General features: G+C 74.7%; 14 protein-coding genes. 5 read left to right on the top strand and 9 right to left on the bottom strand.

Annotated features, from left to right (window positions below):
- Positions 1-111 precede the first annotated feature (111 nt).
- Positions 112-990: a GAP family protein gene (locus JN535_RS02605; RefSeq protein WP_240200426.1), complete on the top strand. Its 879-nt coding sequence runs from the start codon at positions 112-114 to the stop codon at positions 988-990.
- Between the two features lie 91 nt (positions 991-1081).
- On the opposite strand, the gene JN535_RS02610 is transcribed toward JN535_RS02605, so the two are convergent.
- From JN535_RS02610 to JN535_RS02640, 7 genes are all read right to left on the bottom strand, one after another.
- Complete coding sequence (locus JN535_RS02610) at positions 1082-2551, bottom strand: flotillin family protein (protein WP_205201734.1); 1470 nt, start codon at positions 2549-2551, stop codon at positions 1082-1084.
- 167 nt (positions 2552-2718) lie between these two features.
- Positions 2719-3189, bottom strand: a complete 471-nt coding sequence (locus tag JN535_RS02615) for an NfeD family protein (protein WP_205201735.1) — start codon at positions 3187-3189, stop codon at positions 2719-2721.
- 175 nt (positions 3190-3364) lie between these two features.
- A complete protein-coding gene (locus JN535_RS02620) occupies positions 3365-4417 on the bottom strand; it encodes a phosphotransferase family protein (RefSeq protein ID WP_307868126.1) in 1053 nt (350 codons plus the stop codon).
- A 39-nt stretch (positions 4418-4456) separates the two neighbouring features.
- Entirely contained in the window at positions 4457-6073 is a 1617-nt protein-coding gene (locus tag JN535_RS02625) for a RecQ family ATP-dependent DNA helicase (RefSeq protein WP_205201736.1), read from the bottom strand.
- Complete coding sequence (locus tag JN535_RS02630) at positions 6070-7866, bottom strand: pyruvate dehydrogenase (protein ID WP_205201737.1); 1797 nt, start codon at positions 7864-7866, stop codon at positions 6070-6072. The genes JN535_RS02625 and JN535_RS02630 overlap by 4 nt, the downstream gene beginning before the upstream one ends.
- A 286-nt stretch (positions 7867-8152) precedes the next feature.
- A complete protein-coding gene (locus tag JN535_RS02635) occupies positions 8153-9127 on the bottom strand; it encodes an NAD(P)/FAD-dependent oxidoreductase (RefSeq protein WP_307868127.1) in 975 nt (324 codons plus the stop codon).
- A gap of 25 nt (positions 9128-9152) precedes the next feature.
- Positions 9153-10028 (bottom strand): class I SAM-dependent methyltransferase, encoded by an 876-nt coding sequence (locus tag JN535_RS02640; RefSeq protein ID WP_205202999.1) that lies wholly within the window; start codon positions 10026-10028, stop codon positions 9153-9155.
- A gap of 48 nt (positions 10029-10076) precedes the next feature.
- Here JN535_RS02640 and JN535_RS02645 point away from each other — a divergent pair, with 48 nt between their 5' ends.
- Entirely contained in the window at positions 10077-10652 is a 576-nt protein-coding gene (locus tag JN535_RS02645; RefSeq protein WP_205201738.1) for a helix-turn-helix domain-containing protein, read from the top strand.
- A 74-nt stretch (positions 10653-10726) separates the two neighbouring features.
- Here the strand turns inward: JN535_RS02645 and JN535_RS02650 are convergent, their stop codons facing one another.
- Positions 10727-12058 (bottom strand): MFS transporter, encoded by a 1332-nt coding sequence (locus JN535_RS02650; protein ID WP_374100407.1) that lies wholly within the window; start codon positions 12056-12058, stop codon positions 10727-10729.
- A 140-nt stretch (positions 12059-12198) separates the two neighbouring features.
- Between JN535_RS02650 and JN535_RS02655 the strand changes: the two genes are divergently transcribed.
- Positions 12199-12504, top strand: a complete 306-nt coding sequence (locus JN535_RS02655; RefSeq protein WP_205201740.1) for a GNAT family N-acetyltransferase — start codon at positions 12199-12201, stop codon at positions 12502-12504.
- 114 nt (positions 12505-12618) lie between these two features.
- Here the strand turns inward: JN535_RS02655 and JN535_RS02660 are convergent, their stop codons facing one another.
- Complete coding sequence (locus JN535_RS02660) at positions 12619-13347, bottom strand: hypothetical protein (protein ID WP_205201742.1); 729 nt, start codon at positions 13345-13347, stop codon at positions 12619-12621.
- A 238-nt stretch (positions 13348-13585) separates the two neighbouring features.
- Here JN535_RS02660 and JN535_RS02665 point away from each other — a divergent pair, with 238 nt between their 5' ends.
- Together JN535_RS02665 and JN535_RS02670 are read left to right on the top strand one after the other, a co-directional pair.
- Positions 13586-15472, top strand: coding sequence for an FAD-binding protein (locus JN535_RS02665; RefSeq protein WP_205201744.1), 1887 nt, complete (start codon positions 13586-13588; stop codon positions 15470-15472).
- A complete protein-coding gene (locus tag JN535_RS02670) occupies positions 15469-16368 on the top strand; it encodes a succinate dehydrogenase/fumarate reductase iron-sulfur subunit (protein ID WP_205201746.1) in 900 nt (299 codons plus the stop codon). The genes JN535_RS02665 and JN535_RS02670 overlap by 4 nt, the downstream gene beginning before the upstream one ends.
- Positions 16369-16412: the final 44 nt, after the last annotated feature.

A 16412-nucleotide genomic window follows, 5' to 3' on the forward strand; every position in this document is an offset into this window, starting at 1 on the left:
CGAACGGTGTACGACGGCGGCGCCGCCGCCCCCGGGGTGGCGCCGCCGATGGCCCCGGGTCGGCCGTTCGCCCGACGACGGGACGGTGCCCCGGGGGCGAGGCTCGACGGCATGGACATCCCTCTCGACCTCGACGCCGTCGGCGGGCCCGGCCTCGGCCTCGCCGCGATGGCGGGCGTGCTCGTCGTACTGGCCCTCATCGACTCCACGAGCTTCGGCACGCTGCTGATCCCCGTCTGGCTGCTCCTCGCCCCGGGCCGCCTGCGGGCCGGGCGCGTGCTCGTCTACCTCGGCACGGTCGCCGCGTTCTACCTGGCCGTCGGGATCGTCGTCCTGCTGGGCGCAGGGGCCTTCCTCGACCGGTTCGGCGACGCCCTCGACACCCGCGCCGCGGCGATCGTGCAGCTCCTGCTCGGCATCGGCCTCTTCGCGCTGAGCTTCCGGTTCGACAGCAAGCGCGCGGCCCGGCGGGACGCGCGCGCGGCCGCCGTCGCACCGGCGTCGGTCGGTGCCCCGACCGACGTACCGGGCGGGCCGACCTCGCCGGCAGCAGGGACGACGTCGGCCCCCCGCCCGGGGCGGCTCACCCGCTGGCGCGAGCGCGCGCTGGGGATCGAGGCGGACGCGGACGGTGCCGGTGCGGTGCGGACCCGCCCGTCCGTGCTGCCGCTCATGGGGCTCGCGCTCGGAGCCGTCGCGCTCGAGGTCGGGACGATGCTGCCGTACCTCGCCGCGATCGGTCTGCTCACGACGTCGGACGTCGGCTGGCCCGCGACCGGCGGCATCCTGGCGGCCTACTGCGTCGTGATGATCGCGCCCGCGCTCCTGCTGCTGCTCGGGCGCGTCGTCGCTGCACGCGCGGTCGACCCGCTGCTGCGCCGGCTCGACGCGTGGCTGACGAGGAACGCGACCGACATGACCGGCTGGGTGCTGGGCATCCTCGGCGTCCTGCTCGCGCTCGACGCGTTCGGCCGACTCGGCTGGACCTGATCAGACCGGCCCGCGCCCGGTCCGTCGACCATGTGGTCGTGGCCCGTCCGGACGTCCGGACGGGCCACAACCACATGCTCGGCAGGGTGGGTCAGTGCGAGGTGCCGTTCGACGACGACTCGCCCGACGGCGTGAGCTGCGTGCCCGCGAGGTTGGCGATGAGCTGGTTGATGTCGACGCCGGTGAGCTGCTTGATGACGCCCTGGCCCTCGCCGAGGACCGACGCGACGTTCTTCGTCACCGCGGACGCGCCGTCGGTCGAGACGACGGTCATGCCCTGGATGTTGCCGATCGGCTCGGCCGCGGCGCGCACGATCTCGGGCAGGCGCTCGATGAGCTCCTGCACCAGGGCCGCCTCGCCGTACTTCTGGAGCGCGTCGGCCTTGGCGTCGGTCGCCGCCGCCTCGGCGCGACCCTCGGCCTCGATCGCGGCGGCGCGCGCCTCACCCTCGGCCTTGATACCGGCGGCGAGGGCGACCTGGCGGTCACGCTCGGCCTCACCGGCGCGGCGCACGGCCTGCGCGGACGCCTCGGCGTCCTGGATCGCGGCCGTCTTGTTCGCCTCGGCGATGACGGTGCGCTTGTACGCGTCGGCCTCGGTCGCGGCGTTCGCGGCGTCACGACGCGCGTTCGCCTCCTGGACCTCGGCGTAGGCCTTGGCCTCGGCGGGCTTGCGGATCTCGATGTCGAGGCGCTCCTGCGTCACGCGCGCCTGCTCGGCGAGCGCCTCGCGCTCCTGCTGCGCGACGAGGCGGTCCTGCTCGGCGCGCGCGAGCTGGCCCGCGGCCTCGGCCTCGGCGTTGGCGCGGTCGGTGTCGGCCTTGATCGCGGCGCGCTTGAGGTCGAGCGCCTTCTGGCGCTCGGCGATCTGCTCGGCCGCCTCGATGACGGCGAACTCGGACGCGCGCTGCGCCTCGGCCTCGGAGACCTCGGCGACCTGGCGGGCGCGGGCCGACTCGGCGCGGCCGAGGTTGGCGAGGTAGTCCGAGCCCGGCGTCGAGATGTCGGAGATGTTGAGCAGGTCGACCTGGAGGCCCTGCTCCGAGAGGTCGGCCTTGGTGGACTCGACGACGCGGTCGGACAGGCCCTTGCGGTCGGAGATGATCTGCTCGATCGTCATGTCGCCGACGATGGAGCGCAGCGAGCCCTCGAGGGACTCCTTGATGATCTCCGTCAGCGTGCCCTGCTGGGAGAGGAAGCGCTGGGCCGCGCGACGCACGCCCTCCTCGTCACCGCGGACCTTGAAGTTGATCGACGCCTTGATGGCGATCTTGATGCGGTTCTTGTCCACACCCTCGACCGTGATGCCGATCTGGCGCTGCTCGAGCGAGATGGAGAAGCCCTGCTGGAGGATCGGCCACACGAACGTGCGGCCGCCGACGACGACCTTCTGCCCGCTCCCTGCGGCCTCCTTGCGGCCCGCGCCGCGGCCGACGATGACCAGGGCCTCGTTCGGCGGGACGCGGCGGATGCGCTTGCTGATGAAGATGACCACCGCGAAGAACGCGATGACCAGGGCGACGATCGCCAGGGTCGTGATGAGGTTCGTGTCGTCGAACATGGTCCGCGCCGGGGCGCGTCTCCTTCCGTGGGTGCGGGCAGGTCAGGGCGTGCGGCAGTGCTCGGTGGACGGGCCGGGCGGTGCCCGGCCGGGCCGCCGGTGATGCGTGCGGGTGCGCGGCACCCACGGGTCGACGCTCGGGGCGTCGCGGTCGGTCCTTCAGAACCTCAGTCGTTGGGGTAGTGGCGCTGGACGCGCACGCGGCTCCCGGACTGCTCGAGCACGACGACGCGCGCGCCCTCCGGGATGGGCTCGTCGGACCACGCGAGGCGGCGCTCGAGCTCGTGCGCCGCGTCGAGCGAGACCTCGCCGCGCGCGGGGTCGATCGCGGTCGTCGCGGTGCCCTGCACGCCGACGAGCGACGTCGGGACGCCGTCCTCCGACTCGCGCAGGTGCTTGACCAGGGCCTGGACGAGCACCATGACGACCAGCGCCACGACGAGCGACCCTACGTACGCGAGCCAGGTCGGCAGGTCGTTGGACGCCACGATCACGCCGACGGCGCCGAAGACCACACCACCCACGCCGAGCGACGTCCCCGACACGGCGCCGTCACCCAGGTCGACGATCTCGCCGACGAGCAGCGAGAGGAGCAGGAGGGCGAGTCCGGCGATGCCGATGACGATGAACGCGATCATGCGAGGTCCCTTGCTGCAGCGGGCGGCCGTGCGGTGTGTCGTGCGGACGTGTCGTCCCGACGTGGCGTGTGGAGTTGTCGTGAACGTACGCACACCCTATCGTGACCCGACCGTGCCGAGAGGCCGCCCTGGGCGTCCGAGCATGGGGAGCACTCCCCAGGTGCGACGGCCCCGGTCAGGAGCCGAGCTCGTCGAGCATCCGCAGGAGGTTCGCGCGCGCGGTGCCGACGTACCCCTCGACCCAGTCGCCCTCATAGGCGCGCGGGACCACCTCGACGGTGAGGACGCACGCGAGGTACGCGCGGTACAGGCGCAGTCGCGTCCACGCGTCGGGGTCGCCCGAGCCCGGCGTGCCGTCGCCCAGGCCCAGCTCCCCGCCCGCGGCGGCGTACCCCGCGATCAGGTCGGGGTCGACCGGCCCGGCACCGAGCTGGTCCGCCCCGGCCAGCTCGAACAGCGGGTCTCCCCACAGCGACCGCTCCGCGTCGAGCACGCCGACGATCGCGAGGCCGTCCGTGCCCGCGTCGTCGGTCGCCTGGTCGTGGCCGCCGAGCAGCACGTTCCCGGGCCACAGGTCCGCGTGCACGAGCCGGGGGACCGGCACGTGGGCGAGCAGGTCGCGGTGGCGCGCGACGGCGTCGCGCGCCCGGGCCTCGGGGAGCTCCACGCCCCAGCGGCGGGCGTCGTCGAGCACGGCCTCGACCATGCGGGCGAACGCGTCGGGCCACCGTGTCGCGGCCAGGTCCGACGCCGGGGCCGGGTACCCGAACCGGTCGCCCGTGATCCGGTGCAGCCGGGCCATGAACGACCCGAGCCCGCGGCGCACCACCGCGGTGGCCGCGTCGTCGAGCTCGCGACCGCTCCACAGGGAGCCGTCGAGGAACGTGACGACGAGCGCGTCGCCGTCCACGTGCTCGCGCGTGAGGTCGGCGTGCAGCACGCGCGGGACGGGCAGCCCGGCGGCGTGCGCCGCCCGGTAGGCGGCGTCCTCCGTGGTGAGGATGCCGTGCTCGTAGCGCAGCAGGCGCGAGGTGTCCGCCCCGGTGACCTTGACGACGACACGCGCGGGGACGCCGTCGGGCAGCGGGCTCCCGGGCGGCGCGGCCAGGTCCACGGCGAAGACGCTGGCGAACATCCCGCCGCTCAGCGGCTCGACGCCGACGGCCTTGCCGAGCGGCGCCACGACGGCCGCGACCTGGTCCTGCGTGACCGACGCCTTGGTGAGCACGCGGCGATGCTACCGGCCCGCCCGGGCGCGGCCCCGGGGTCAGGACGGGGTGAGGAGGTCCTGCTCCGCCACGGCGTCGAGGCTCAGCGTCCGGTACCCGTGGGTCTCGAAGAGGACCGTCACGCGGTCGTCCCCCTCGTACCCCATGACGGTCCCCGCGCCGAACTCCGGGTGCTGCACGGTGGTGCCGGTCGACCAGGGGGCCGCGTCGTCGTCGGCCGACCGTTCGGCCGCCGTGCCGGCCCAGCACGTGTCGCAACGGCCGCACGGATCGGGCAGGTCCTCCCCGAGGTAGGCGAGCAGGAACTGGCGGCGGCACTGCGCCGTCTCGGCGTACGCGCGCATCATCTCCAGGCGCGAGTCGTCGACCCGGCGCCGGGCCTCGGCGAGGTCTCGCGCGGTGTCGGCCACCGCGGCCGGACGCGCGTCGTCCCCGGCGAGAGCGCGCGCGTCCTCGACGAGCGCGCGCAGGCGCGCGAGGCGCCGGGGCAGGCGGGCCCGACCGTCGGCCGCACGGGTGCTCGACGTCCCGGGGCCGAGGGCACGAGCGACCTCGCGCAGGTCGTCGCGGTCGGGCACGCTCACGGCGAAGAAGCGCTGGAGCCCCAGGTCCTCGGGGCGGTAGAAGAGCACCGCGACGGCGGGCTCGCCGTCGCGCCCGGCGCGTCCCACCTCCTGGTAGTAGGAGTCCGGCGAGCCGGGGACGTCGGCGTGCACGACGAACCGCACGTCCGGCTTGTCGATGCCCATGCCGAACGCGGACGTCGCGACGACGACGTCCACCTCGTCCTCGGTGAAGCGCCTCTGGGCCTCGTCACGCTCGGCCCGCCGCAGCCCGCCGTGGTAGGCCGCGGTGCGCAGGCCCGCCTCCGCGAGCGCGTCGGCGACCTCGGTCGTGCGACGCCGCGTGCCCACGTAGACGATCCCCACGCCGTGCTCGGCCTCCGCGCGGACGCGCTCGACGACCGCGCGGTCCTTGTCCGCCGCCTCGACGGTGCGCACGACCTCGAGCGCGATCCCCGGGCGGGCGAACCCGCGGACGATCACCGCGGCGTCGCGCAGGTGCAGGCGCTCCGCCACGTCCTCGCGCACGGGCGGGGACGCCGTCGCGGTGAGGGCGAGCACGGGCGGCCGCGGGTCGAGCGTGTCGAGGCGCTCGCCGACGCGCAGGTACTCGGGCCGGAAGTCGTGCCCCCAGGTCGAGACGCAGTGCGCCTCGTCGACGGCGACGAGGCTGGGCCGGGCGGCGCGCACCGCGTCGAGGACCTCCTCGTTGGCGAGCTGCTCGGGCGACAGGAAGAGGAACTCCAGCTCGCCCGCCGCGGCGGCCTCGAGCGCGGCACGCCGCTCGGCGGCGGGCACCGCGGAGCTCACGGCCGCGGCCCGCGCGTCGTCGTCGCCGAGCTCGAGCAGGGAACGCACCTGGTCCTGCTGGAGCGCGATGAGCGGCGAGACGACGAGCGTCGGCCCGGGCAGCTCGAGTCCCGGGACCTGGTAGACCGCCGACTTGCCGGCACCGGTCGGCAGGACGAGCAGGACGTCGCGCCCGTCGAGGAGCGCGGCGATCGCCTCGCGCTGCCCGGGGCGCAGGTCGCGGTAGCCGAAGACCTCCCGGGCGGTGTCGCGGACGTCCGCGAGCGTGGGCTCGTCGGTCACGGGCGGGGCACGTTGCGCAGGTTGGCGCGGGCCATCGAGACGACCTCGCCCATGCCGCCGCCGAGGACCTCCTTGCTCATCGCGACCGCGAACCCGCGGACCTGGCCCGCGGTGATGTTCGGCGGGATCGAGAGCGCGCGGGGGTCGGTGACGACGTCGACGAGCGCCGGCCCGGGCCGGTGCAGCGCCTCCTGGAGCGCGCGGCGCAGGTCCTTGGGCTTCTCCACGCGCACCGCCGGGATGCCGACGGCGTTCGCGACCGCGGCGTAGTCGACCTGCGGTGACTCGGTGCCGAACATCGGCAGCCCGTCGACGAGCATCTCGAGGCGCACCATGCCGAGGCTCGCGTTGTCGAAGAGGACGACCTTGACCGGCAGGTCGTAGTGCTTGAGCGTGACGAGCTCGCCGAGCAGCATCGAGAGCCCGCCGTCGCCGGACATCGCGACGACCTGGCGGCCGGGTTGCGAGGCGGCGACGCCGATGGCGTGGGGGAGCGCGTTGGCCATCGAGCCGTGGAGGAACGACCCGATGACGCGGCGCTTCCCGTTGGGCGTGATGTAGCGCGCCGCCCACACGTTGCACATGCCCGTATCGACGGTGAACACCGCGTCGTCGGAAGCGACCTGGTCGAGCGTGTCGGCGACGAACTCGGGGTGGATCGGCGTCGTGCGCTCGACCTTCTTCGTGTACGCCCCGACGACGCCGGTCATCGCCTTCTCGTGCTTGGTGACCATCGCGTCGAGGAACTTGCGCGACCGCGCCTTCTTCACGAGCGGCAGGAGCGCGCGCACGGTCTCGCCGACGTCGCCCACGACCGCGAGGTCCAGGCGCGTGCGGCGGCCGAGGTGGGTCGGGTCGACGTCGACCTGCGCCGTGCGGACGGACTCCGGGAGGAACTGGTCGTAGGGGAAGTCGGTGCCGAGCAGGATCAACAGGTCGCAGTCGTGCATGGCGTCGAACGCGGCACCGTAGCCGAGCAGGCCGGACATGCCGACGTCGAACGGGTTGTCGTACTGGATGAACTCCTTGCCGCGCAGCGAGTGGCCCACGGGCGCGGCGATCTTGTCGGCGAGCGCGATCACGTCGTCGTGCGCGCCGCGCACGCCCGCGCCGGCGAAGATCGTCACCTTCTTCGCCGCGTCGATCGCCGCGGCGAGCTCCTGGACCGCCGCGGCGTCGGGGACGACGCGCGGGGGAGCGGGCCGGCACGCGACGTCGGGCACGGCGGCGGGCGCGTCGAGGTCGGCGACGTCGCCCGGGAGCGTCAGGACGGAGACGCCGCGCGCGCCGTACGCGTGGTGGATCGCGGAGTTGATGACGCGCGGCGCCTGCTCGGCGCTCGAGATCATCTCCGAGTAGACGGAGCACTCCGTGAACAGGCGGTCGGGGTGCGTCTCCTGGAAGAACCCGGTGCCGATCTGCTTGCTCGGGATGTGGCTCGCGATGGCGAGCACGGGCACGCGTGACCGGTTGGCGTCGTAGAGGCCGTTGATGAGGTGGAGGTTGCCCGGCCCGCACGACCCCGCGCACACCGCGAGGCTGCCCGTGACCTCGGCCTCGGCGGCCGCGGCGAACGCGGCCGCCTCCTCGTGGCGCACGTGGATCCACTCGATCCCTTTGCCCGCGTTCTCGCCCGCGTTGGACCGGTGCACGGCGTCGACCACGGGGTTGAGGCTGTCGCCGACGATGCCGTAGATCCGCCGCACCCCCGCCTCGATGAGCTGCGCGACGAGCAGGTCCGCGACCGTGCGGTTGCGCTTGTCCTGCGGGGAGCGACCGATTCCGAACGGCATGACGTACCTCCAGCGGGTGGGCTCGGGTTCGTCTCCATCGTGCGCCGGGCCCGCGCGCGCCGCAGCATGAGGCGGCGTCTCGTGCATCACGGTCGCCGCGCCCCGCCCCGCCCCGCCCACCCCGCCCGCCTTGCCCGCCCGCCCGCCCCGCCCCACCCGGTGCCGAACCCGGGCTTGTCGCACCCCAGGGCGCCGAACCCGGGGATGTCGCCGGGTTCGGCGTACTCCTGGGCGACAAACCCGGGTTCGGCGACGGCCCGGGACGTGGACGGCGGTCGGATCGGCGTCAGGGCCGGGCCGCTGCGGACGGGGTGCGGCGGCGCGCGACGGCGGCAGCGGCGTCGGCCAGTGCGAGCTCGCCGTGGATCCCGGCGCCGGCCATGACCCCGGCCGCGGCGGACGCGCCCACCTGCGCCATGAGGTCGCTCGAGTTCCCGGCCGCCCAGACTCCCGGGACGGCTGTCGCGCCGCGCGGGTCGGCGGGCACGAACCGCCCGAAGGGGTGCTCCTCGAGCGTGCCGCCGAGCTGCTCGAACAGCTCGCCACGCGCGACGAACCGCGGCCCGACGACGACCGCGTCCACCGGGAACGACGTCCCGTCCGCGAGCACGACGGACCGTACGGCCCGCCCCTCGACGTCGAGGCGCGCGACCTCGCCCTCCACCACGCGCACGCCGAGCGCCGAGAGCTGCTCCCACGTGGCGTCGTCGAGCTCGGGCGCGGTGTGCTGGAAGAGCGTGACGTGCGGCGTGAGCTGGCGGAACAGCAGCACCTGGTGCGCCGCGGCGGGCCCGGTCGCGAGCACCGCGATCCGCTGCCCGCGCACCTCCCAGCCGTGGCAGAACGGGCAGTGCAGCACGCTCGACCCCCAGCCCTCGCGGACCCCGGGGACGTCGGGGAGCTCGTCGACCAGGCCCGTCGCGAGCAGGACGCGGCGCGCACGGACCGTCCCGCCGTCGTCGAGCGTGAGTGCGAAGCCCGTCTCGACGTCGCCGGCCCCGCGGGTCACGCGCGCGTCACGGACCTCGGCGCCGTAGCCCTCGGCCTCGGCGCGACCCGCGGCGAGCAGCTCACGCGGCGGGATCCCCTCGCGCCCCAGCAGGTTGTGCGCGCCCTCCGCGGGCGCGTTGCGCGGCTCGCCGGCGTCGAGCACGACGACGGAGCGCAGGGACCGCGCGAGTGTCACCGCGGCGCTCAGCCCGGCGGGGCCTCCGCCGACGATCGCGACGTCGTGGACGGTGTTCTCGGACATGGTGGTCATGGCTCTCCTCAGCAGGGGAAGGGGGTCAGCGGGGGCGGCGGGCGGCCCAGACGATGCGGCCGCCGCGCGCGCCGACGGTGTGCGCGGGTGCCGGGTCGGCGGGGCTCGTCGCCGCGACGACCGCGTCGAGCGCGGCGAGGTCGTCGGGGTCGAGGTGGTCGGCGAGGTGCTCGCGCTGGCGGGTCGTGGTCGCGTGCGCCCAGCGCGTCACGTCCGGCCCGGGCGGCACGACGGCGGTCGGCTCGCGCCGCTCGACGAGGTCCAGGCCCGCGTCGGTCAGGTACGGCGACCAGTCGGGGTAGCGGTTCCATCCCGCCTGGCCCAGGGCACGCTCGAGGTGGGCGGCGAGCTCGGGGTGCGCGACGCCGTCGGGCGGGACCGGAGTGGTGGCGGTCATCTCGACGACGACGAGCAGGCCACCGGGCACGAGCGCGTCGTGAGCGTCGCGCAGGACCCGCGCCGGGTCGACGACGTGGTGCAGCGACGCGGAGGCCCACACGACGTCGGCGGCACCGACGCCCGGCCAGCCGGCGTCGAGGTCGGCCTCGACCGTGCGCACCCGGCTCGCGAGGCCGGTCCCGGCGAGCCCGGAGCGCAGTCGCTCGAGCATCTTCGCGTCGGCGTCGACCGCGACGACCTCCGCGTCCGGGAACGCGCGCGCGAGTGCCCGCGTCCCCGTGCCGGTGCCCGCGCCGAGGTCGACGACGGTGCGCGTCGGGCGGGGCGCGTGCGCGACGGCGACCGACACCGCCTCGTCGAGCAGCGTCCCGAACACCGACGCGTCGAGCTCGAGCAGCTCGGCCAGCCCGTCCGCGTCATGGCCGTGCTCATGGCCGTGCACCTGCGTGGGGCCGTGCCCGTGGTCGGAGCCGTGGTGGTGGTCGTGCCCGGGGAAGTCCATACGTTCCACCGTAGGACCCTTCTGCGTCTGCGACATAGGATCTTGCTCATGACGCAAGAAGTTGACCTCGACGCCGTCGTCCGGCAGCGCATCCGCGGGCTGCGCCTCGCGCGCGGCTGGACCCTGGACGCCCTGGCGGCGCGGTGCTTCCTCAGCCCGTCGACGCTCAGCCGTCTCGAGACCGGGCACCGCCGCATCGCGCTCGACCAGCTCGTGCCGATCGCGCGGGCGCTCGGCACGACGCTCGACCAGCTCGTCGAGCCGGTCGACGACGAGGACGTCGTCATCCGGCCCGAGCCCCAGCGCCGGCCGGGGGAGACCACGTGGCTGCTCTCGCGAGACCGTCCCGGGACGATGGTGGCGAAGATGCGCCTGACGCCCGAGAGGGCTGTCGGCCCCGAGCACCAGCGCGTCCACCCGGGGCACGAGTGGTTCACGGTCCTGTCGGGGACGGCCGTCGTCTACCTCGCGGACCGCCGGATCCTCGTGCACGAGGGGCAGGCGGCGGAGTTCTCGACGATGGTGCCGCACTCGTTCGGTGCGCACGACGGACCGGTCGAGATCCTCACGATCTTCGACCAGGAGGGCGAGCGCGCCCACCTCTCGGGCGCAGACCCGTCCTGACCGCCATGCCGCCGGAGCAGGGGTTGCTCCTCAGCCACGGCCCCGCCTGCGGAGAGACCCCGGGCTGGGCGGCGTCAGTGCGCCGGCGCGACGTCCTCGCGGTCCGCGCTGCGGCGCAGCGACCGCAGGGCCACGAGCACGAGCACGACGGCGAGCGCCGCCGCCGCGACGACCACCTCGAACCCGGCGTGCGCGCCGCCGGCGTCGATGCGCGACCCGGCGACGGACGACCCGATGGACACGCCCACGCCGAGCGCCGTGCCGACCCACGCGAGCCCCTCGGTGAGCTGGTTCGGCGCGACGAGGTTCTGCACCAGGTTGTTGCCGTTGATGAGCGTGGGCGCGATGGCGAACCCGGTCACGAACATCACCGCGGCGAGGACGGGGATCGACGTGACGAAGAAGAACAGCGACACGCCTGCGGCGAGCGCGACGATCCCGATGACGAACCGTCGCCACAGCGGCGACACCCAGTGGCGGGCGCCGTAGACGAGGCCGGAGATGAGCGAGCCCATGGCGAACACGGCGAGGATGACGCCGGCCGCGCCCTTCTGGCCCTCCTCCTCGGCGAACGCGATGGTCGAGACGTCGGTCGCGCCGAACACGATGCCCATCGCCACGAAGATCACGGCGAGCACGATCATGCCCGTCGAGCGCATCGCGGAGCGCTGCTTCACCCCCGCCTCGGGCACGACGACGGGCGGCTCGGTCGCGCGCTGCGACAGGAACCACAGCCCGCCCACGACCGCCGCGACCAGGGGCACGAGCAGCCCCGCGGAGGGCGACACGCTCGTGGCGAGCACCGTCGCGAGCACCGGGCCGACGACGAACACGAGCTCGTCGAGCGCGGACTCGAGCGAGTAGGCGGTGTGCAGGCGCCGCGCGTCGGGCACGGTGTGCGTCCAGCGCGCGCGGACCATCGAGCCGTACGACCCCTGCGTCGCGCCGGAGACCGCGGCGAACACGTAGAGCGTCCACTCGGGTGCGCGCAGCACCGCGCACAGGATGAGGCCGCCGAGCCCGAACGTCGTCGCGGCGAGCATCGGCAGCATGACGACGCGCTGCCCGGTCCGGTCGACGAGGCGCGCGATCTGCGGGGACACGATCGCCTGCGCGACGACGAGCGCCGCCGCGACGCGACCGGCGAGCGCGTACTCGCCGTAGATGCCCTGGATCATGAGGATCGTGCCGATCCCGACCATGGACATGGGCAGGCGCGCGACGAGCGCCGCCGCGGAGAACCGCCACGCGCCGGGGAGCGACAGGACGGCGCGGTAGGGGTTGCGCGAGGCGGGGGCGGCGTCCTCGGGCGGCGTTCCCGACGTCGTCTCCTCGGTCGTCAGGTCGTCCCGCCGGTGCTCGGGGTTCTCGGGGTCGTCAGCGCGCGACGGGGAATCCTGGACCACCGTCCCAGTGTCGCACCCGGATGCCGTCCGCCCGGTAGCGAATTCGCGGCTCGCCGCGGGACGTGACGACCGTCTCGCCCCGCGGCCCGGCCCGCGCCCGCCGGTTGTCCGACGGCGGTGCGGCGGCGACGATGGGCGCCATGACCGACAGCCCCGCACCCCGCGCTACGACCGTCACCGTCACCGACGCGGGTGACCGCTTCGAGGCCCGGACCGACGACGGCGTCGTCGCCGGCTTCGCCGCCTACGTCCGCGAGCCCGGGAAGGTGATCTTCACGCACACCGAGGTCGACCCGGCGTTCGAGGGTCGGGGCGTCGGCTCCGCGCTCGCCGCGGGCGCGCTCGACCAGGTCCGCGCGTCGGGAGAGCGCGTCGTGCCGCTGTGCCCGTTCATCCGCGCGTACATCGAGCGCCACCCGGACTACGAGGACCTCACGCGGCGGTGAGGTGGAGCCCGGCGGTGGGTGACACCTGCCGGTGGGACGACCCTCGGGTGAGACGGCAGAGCGCCCTGGTCCGCAGGACCAGGGCGCTCGCGTGCGGCAGGGAGCCGCGAGGGATCAGGAGATGGTGCCCGTGCCCTCACCCTCCATGCGCTCGTCGTGCAGGAGCTCGCCCTCGGCGTCGACCGGGACGATCGTGCCGTCGAACGTGATGGGCGAGCCCGGCTGGTAGCGAAAGTTCGTCGCGTAGGAGTACGACTGGCCGGTGCCGAACGTGTAGACCGTCGGCTCGCGGTACGCCTGGTCGTGCATCGCGTCGGCGTTCACGCCCTGCGCCTCGTACAGCGAGTCGTCGACGATCGTGTCCATGCCCTGCATGTAGGGCCAGTCGTCGTAGCGCTCGTCGATGCTCACGAGGCTCGAGCCGAGGTCGATCGGCGCGCCCTCGTTCGTGATGACGTAATTGACGAAGACGATGTCGTCGCCCTCGGCGATGATCGGCTGGTTGCTCTCCGGGTCGACGAACAGGCCGTCCTTCGTCGCCTGCGTGACGCCCACCTGGTAGACGTCGATGCGCACGTCGCCGACGTTGAAGGTCGAGATCTGCTCGCCCGGGTTCGTGACGGGGTTCGCCCAGTCGGGCAGCTCGCCGCTCGAGCCGGTCTCCTCGGCCGCGGCGTCGTCGACCTCCTCCGCGTCCTCGACCGGAGCCGACTCCTCGGCGGTCGTCTCCTCCGGCGCCGGCGTCTCGGGCGTGTCGCCACCGACGTTGATGGTGCACGCGGTGAGGCCGAGCGCGAGCGCGGCGGCGACGGTGAGGCGGGCTGCGGAACGGACAGGACGCATGAGGAGCTCCGGGAGTCTCGGGGAGAGGTGCCGCACGGACCTTACCCACAGACGTGCGCGCGCCTCGATGGGGAGCGGTGCCCATGAGACGTCGTGGGCGTCCGGGACCTTCGCCTGTTGCGCCGCCGCGGGAGCGCGAGGACCCTTCCCCTATGCCTCGGCAGCGCCACTCCCCGACCCCTCCCGCCCGCGCGGACCTGCGCGTTCGTCCCGCGACGGCCGCGCCGTGGGGGCCCGCGTGACCGCGCTGCGCGTCGAGCGCGCCGACGTCGTCGTCGTGGGCGGCGGTGGCGCAGGTCTCAGTGCGGCGCTCGCGGTCGCGGAGGCCGCGGCGCGGGACGAGGGCCGCGCACCCGTCGTCGCGCTCGTCTCGAAGGTCTACCCCATGCGCTCGCACACCGTCGCCGCGGAGGGCGGGGCCGCGGGCGTCGTGGGCGACGACGACTCGCTGGAGCAGCACGTCGCCGACACCCTTGCCGGTGGCGCCGGGCTGTGCGAGGAGGACGCCGTCCGGTTCGTCGTCGAGCGCGCCGCGGGCGAGCTGTACCGCCTCGAGCGCTGGGGCCTGCCGTGGTCGCGCACGGACGACGGCGACGTGGCCGTGCGGCGGTTCGGCGGCATGAGCCGCGCGCGCACGTGGTTCGCCGCGGACAAGACCGGCTTCCACCTGCTCCACACCCTGTTCCAGACGTCGCTGCGGTACTCGGGCGCCGACGGACCCCTCCGCCGGTACGACGAGCACCACGTGCTCGACCTGGTGGTCGACGACGCGGGCGGGCCGGACGCGCGAGTGCGCGGCGTCGTCGTGCACGACCAGCACCGCGGCGAGCCGCTGCTCCTGGAGGCGCCCGCCGTGGTCCTCGCGACCGGCGGCTCGGCGCGCGCGTGGGGGACCAGCACCAACGCGGGCATCTGCACGGGCGACGGCGCGGCGATGGCGCTGCGCGCCGGCGTGCCGCTGCGCGACATGGAGTTCCTCCAGTTCCACCCGACCGGCCTGCCGGGCAGCGGCATCCTGCTCACGGAGGCCGCCCGCGGCGAGGGCGGCGTGCTGCTCGACGCCGACGGCCGGCGCTACCTCGCCGACTACGGGCTCGGGCCTGAGACGCCCGTCGGGGCGCCGGTGCCGCGCACCATGGAGCTCGGGCCGCGCGACCGGCTGTCGCAGGCGTTCTGGCACGCCGACCGCGACGGCCGCACGATCCCCACCCCCGACGGCGGCGTCGTGCTGCTCGACCTGCGCCACCTCGGGCGCGCGCGGTTGTCCGAGCGGCTGCCGCTCGTGACGGGCCTCGCGAAGCAGTTCGCGGGCGTCGACCCGGCCGCCGAGCCCGTGCCCGTCCGCCCGACGGCGCACTACACGATGGGCGGCATCCGCACGGACGCGCGTGGTGCGACCGGCATCGCCGGGCTGTTCGCCGCGGGGGAGTGCGCGTCCACCGGCCTGCACGGCGCCAACCGGCTCGGGTCCAACTCGCTCGTCGAGACGCTCGTGGTCGGGCGCGCGGCGGGCGAGGCGGCGCTCGTGTGGGCGCGGGCGGTCGGGCACCCGGGGGCCGACGGCGGCGCGGCGGGTGCCGGGGCCGGCGTCGGTCCGGCGTCGGCGGACGGGGTGGTGGTCGACCGCGCCGCCGAGATCGCCGACGGCTACCTCGCGATGCGGGGCCGCGGGACCGAGCCGCCCGCCGCGATCCGGGCCGAGCTCGGCCGGGTCCTCGACGTCGACGCCGGGATCTACCGCGACGCCGACGGCCTGCGGCGGGCGCTCGCGGCCGTCGAGGACCTGCGCGCCCGGTACGCCGACGTGCGCGTCGCCGACACGAGCGCCGTGCTCAACACCGACTGGGCGACGACCGTCGAGCTCGGCGCGACCCTGCTCGTCGCGCACGCGACCGTCGCTGCCGCGCTCGCTCGGGAGGAGTCGCGCGGAGCGCACCAGCGCCTCGACTTTCCGGAGCGCGAGTCGGTGGCACACCACTCGGAGGTCCGGCTGGATACGGGCGGCCTGATCGAGGTGGCGCACGTCCCGGTGGGCGCCGGGCCCGCCGCCGAGCACGAGGTTGCTGTCGGAAAGGGCTCGATAACGACAGAGTCGTTCTCGACGGGAAGGAGTGAGGACGTATGAGCGACCTCGGGTCGAGCGAGGTCGGACGGACCGTGCGGCTGGAGGTCGCGCGGACGTCGCCCGACGACGCGGACACCGGGCGGCGGGACGTGTTCGACGTGCCCTACGACGACCGCACCTCCGTGCTCGACGCGCTCCAGTGGGTCAAGGACCACGCCGACCCCACGCTGACGTTCCGGTGGTCGTGCAAGATGGCGGTCTGCGGGAGCTGCGGCGTCAGGGTCAACGGCCGCCCGGTGCTCGGGTGCGAGACGTTCGTGCGCGGCTACCGCACGTCGGGCCTGGTCGTCGAGCCGCTCGCGCACGCCGACGTGCTGCGCGACCTCGTCGTCGACACCGACACGTTCCTCGGCAAGCTCGCCACCGTGCAGCCCTGGCTCGTGCCCGACGGCGCCACGCGCCTCCCGCTCGTCGACCCGCCCTCGGCCGGGGTCGGGGCTGAAGCCGGCGCCGGGGCGGGGGCCGGCGCCGGGGGCGAGGTGGGCGAGGACGTCGACGGCCCGCCGGCGCCGGACGGCGGCGACGTGCTGCGGGCGGTCGGGCCGACGTTGGGCTACCGGCAGACGCCCGGCGAGCTCGCCGCGTTCAAGGGCTTCGCCGAGTGCATCGACTGCATGCTCTGCTACGCGGCGTGCCCACAGCTCGACGTCGCGCCCGACTTCCTCGGCCCGGCCGTCGTCGCGACGGCACGCCGCTGGGACGAGGACTCGCGCGACGCGGGCGAGCTCGACCGCGCCGACGTCCTCGACACCGAGTTCGGCGCCTGGCCGTGCATCCAGGTCGGCGCGTGCACGCAGGTCTGCCCCAAGGGTGTGGACCCGGCCCGCGCGCTCCGCGACGCCCAGCGCGTCGCGACGGACACGTGGGAAGCGCGCGAACGCCGTCGCGCGAGGTAGAACTTCGGTACGCCGAGGTAGAACCCTGGTTCGCCGAGACAGAA

The sequence above is a fragment of the Cellulosimicrobium cellulans genome, assembly GCF_016921195.1.
GTDB classification, from domain to species: Bacteria; Actinomycetota; Actinomycetes; order Actinomycetales; family Cellulomonadaceae; genus Cellulosimicrobium; species Cellulosimicrobium cellulans_F.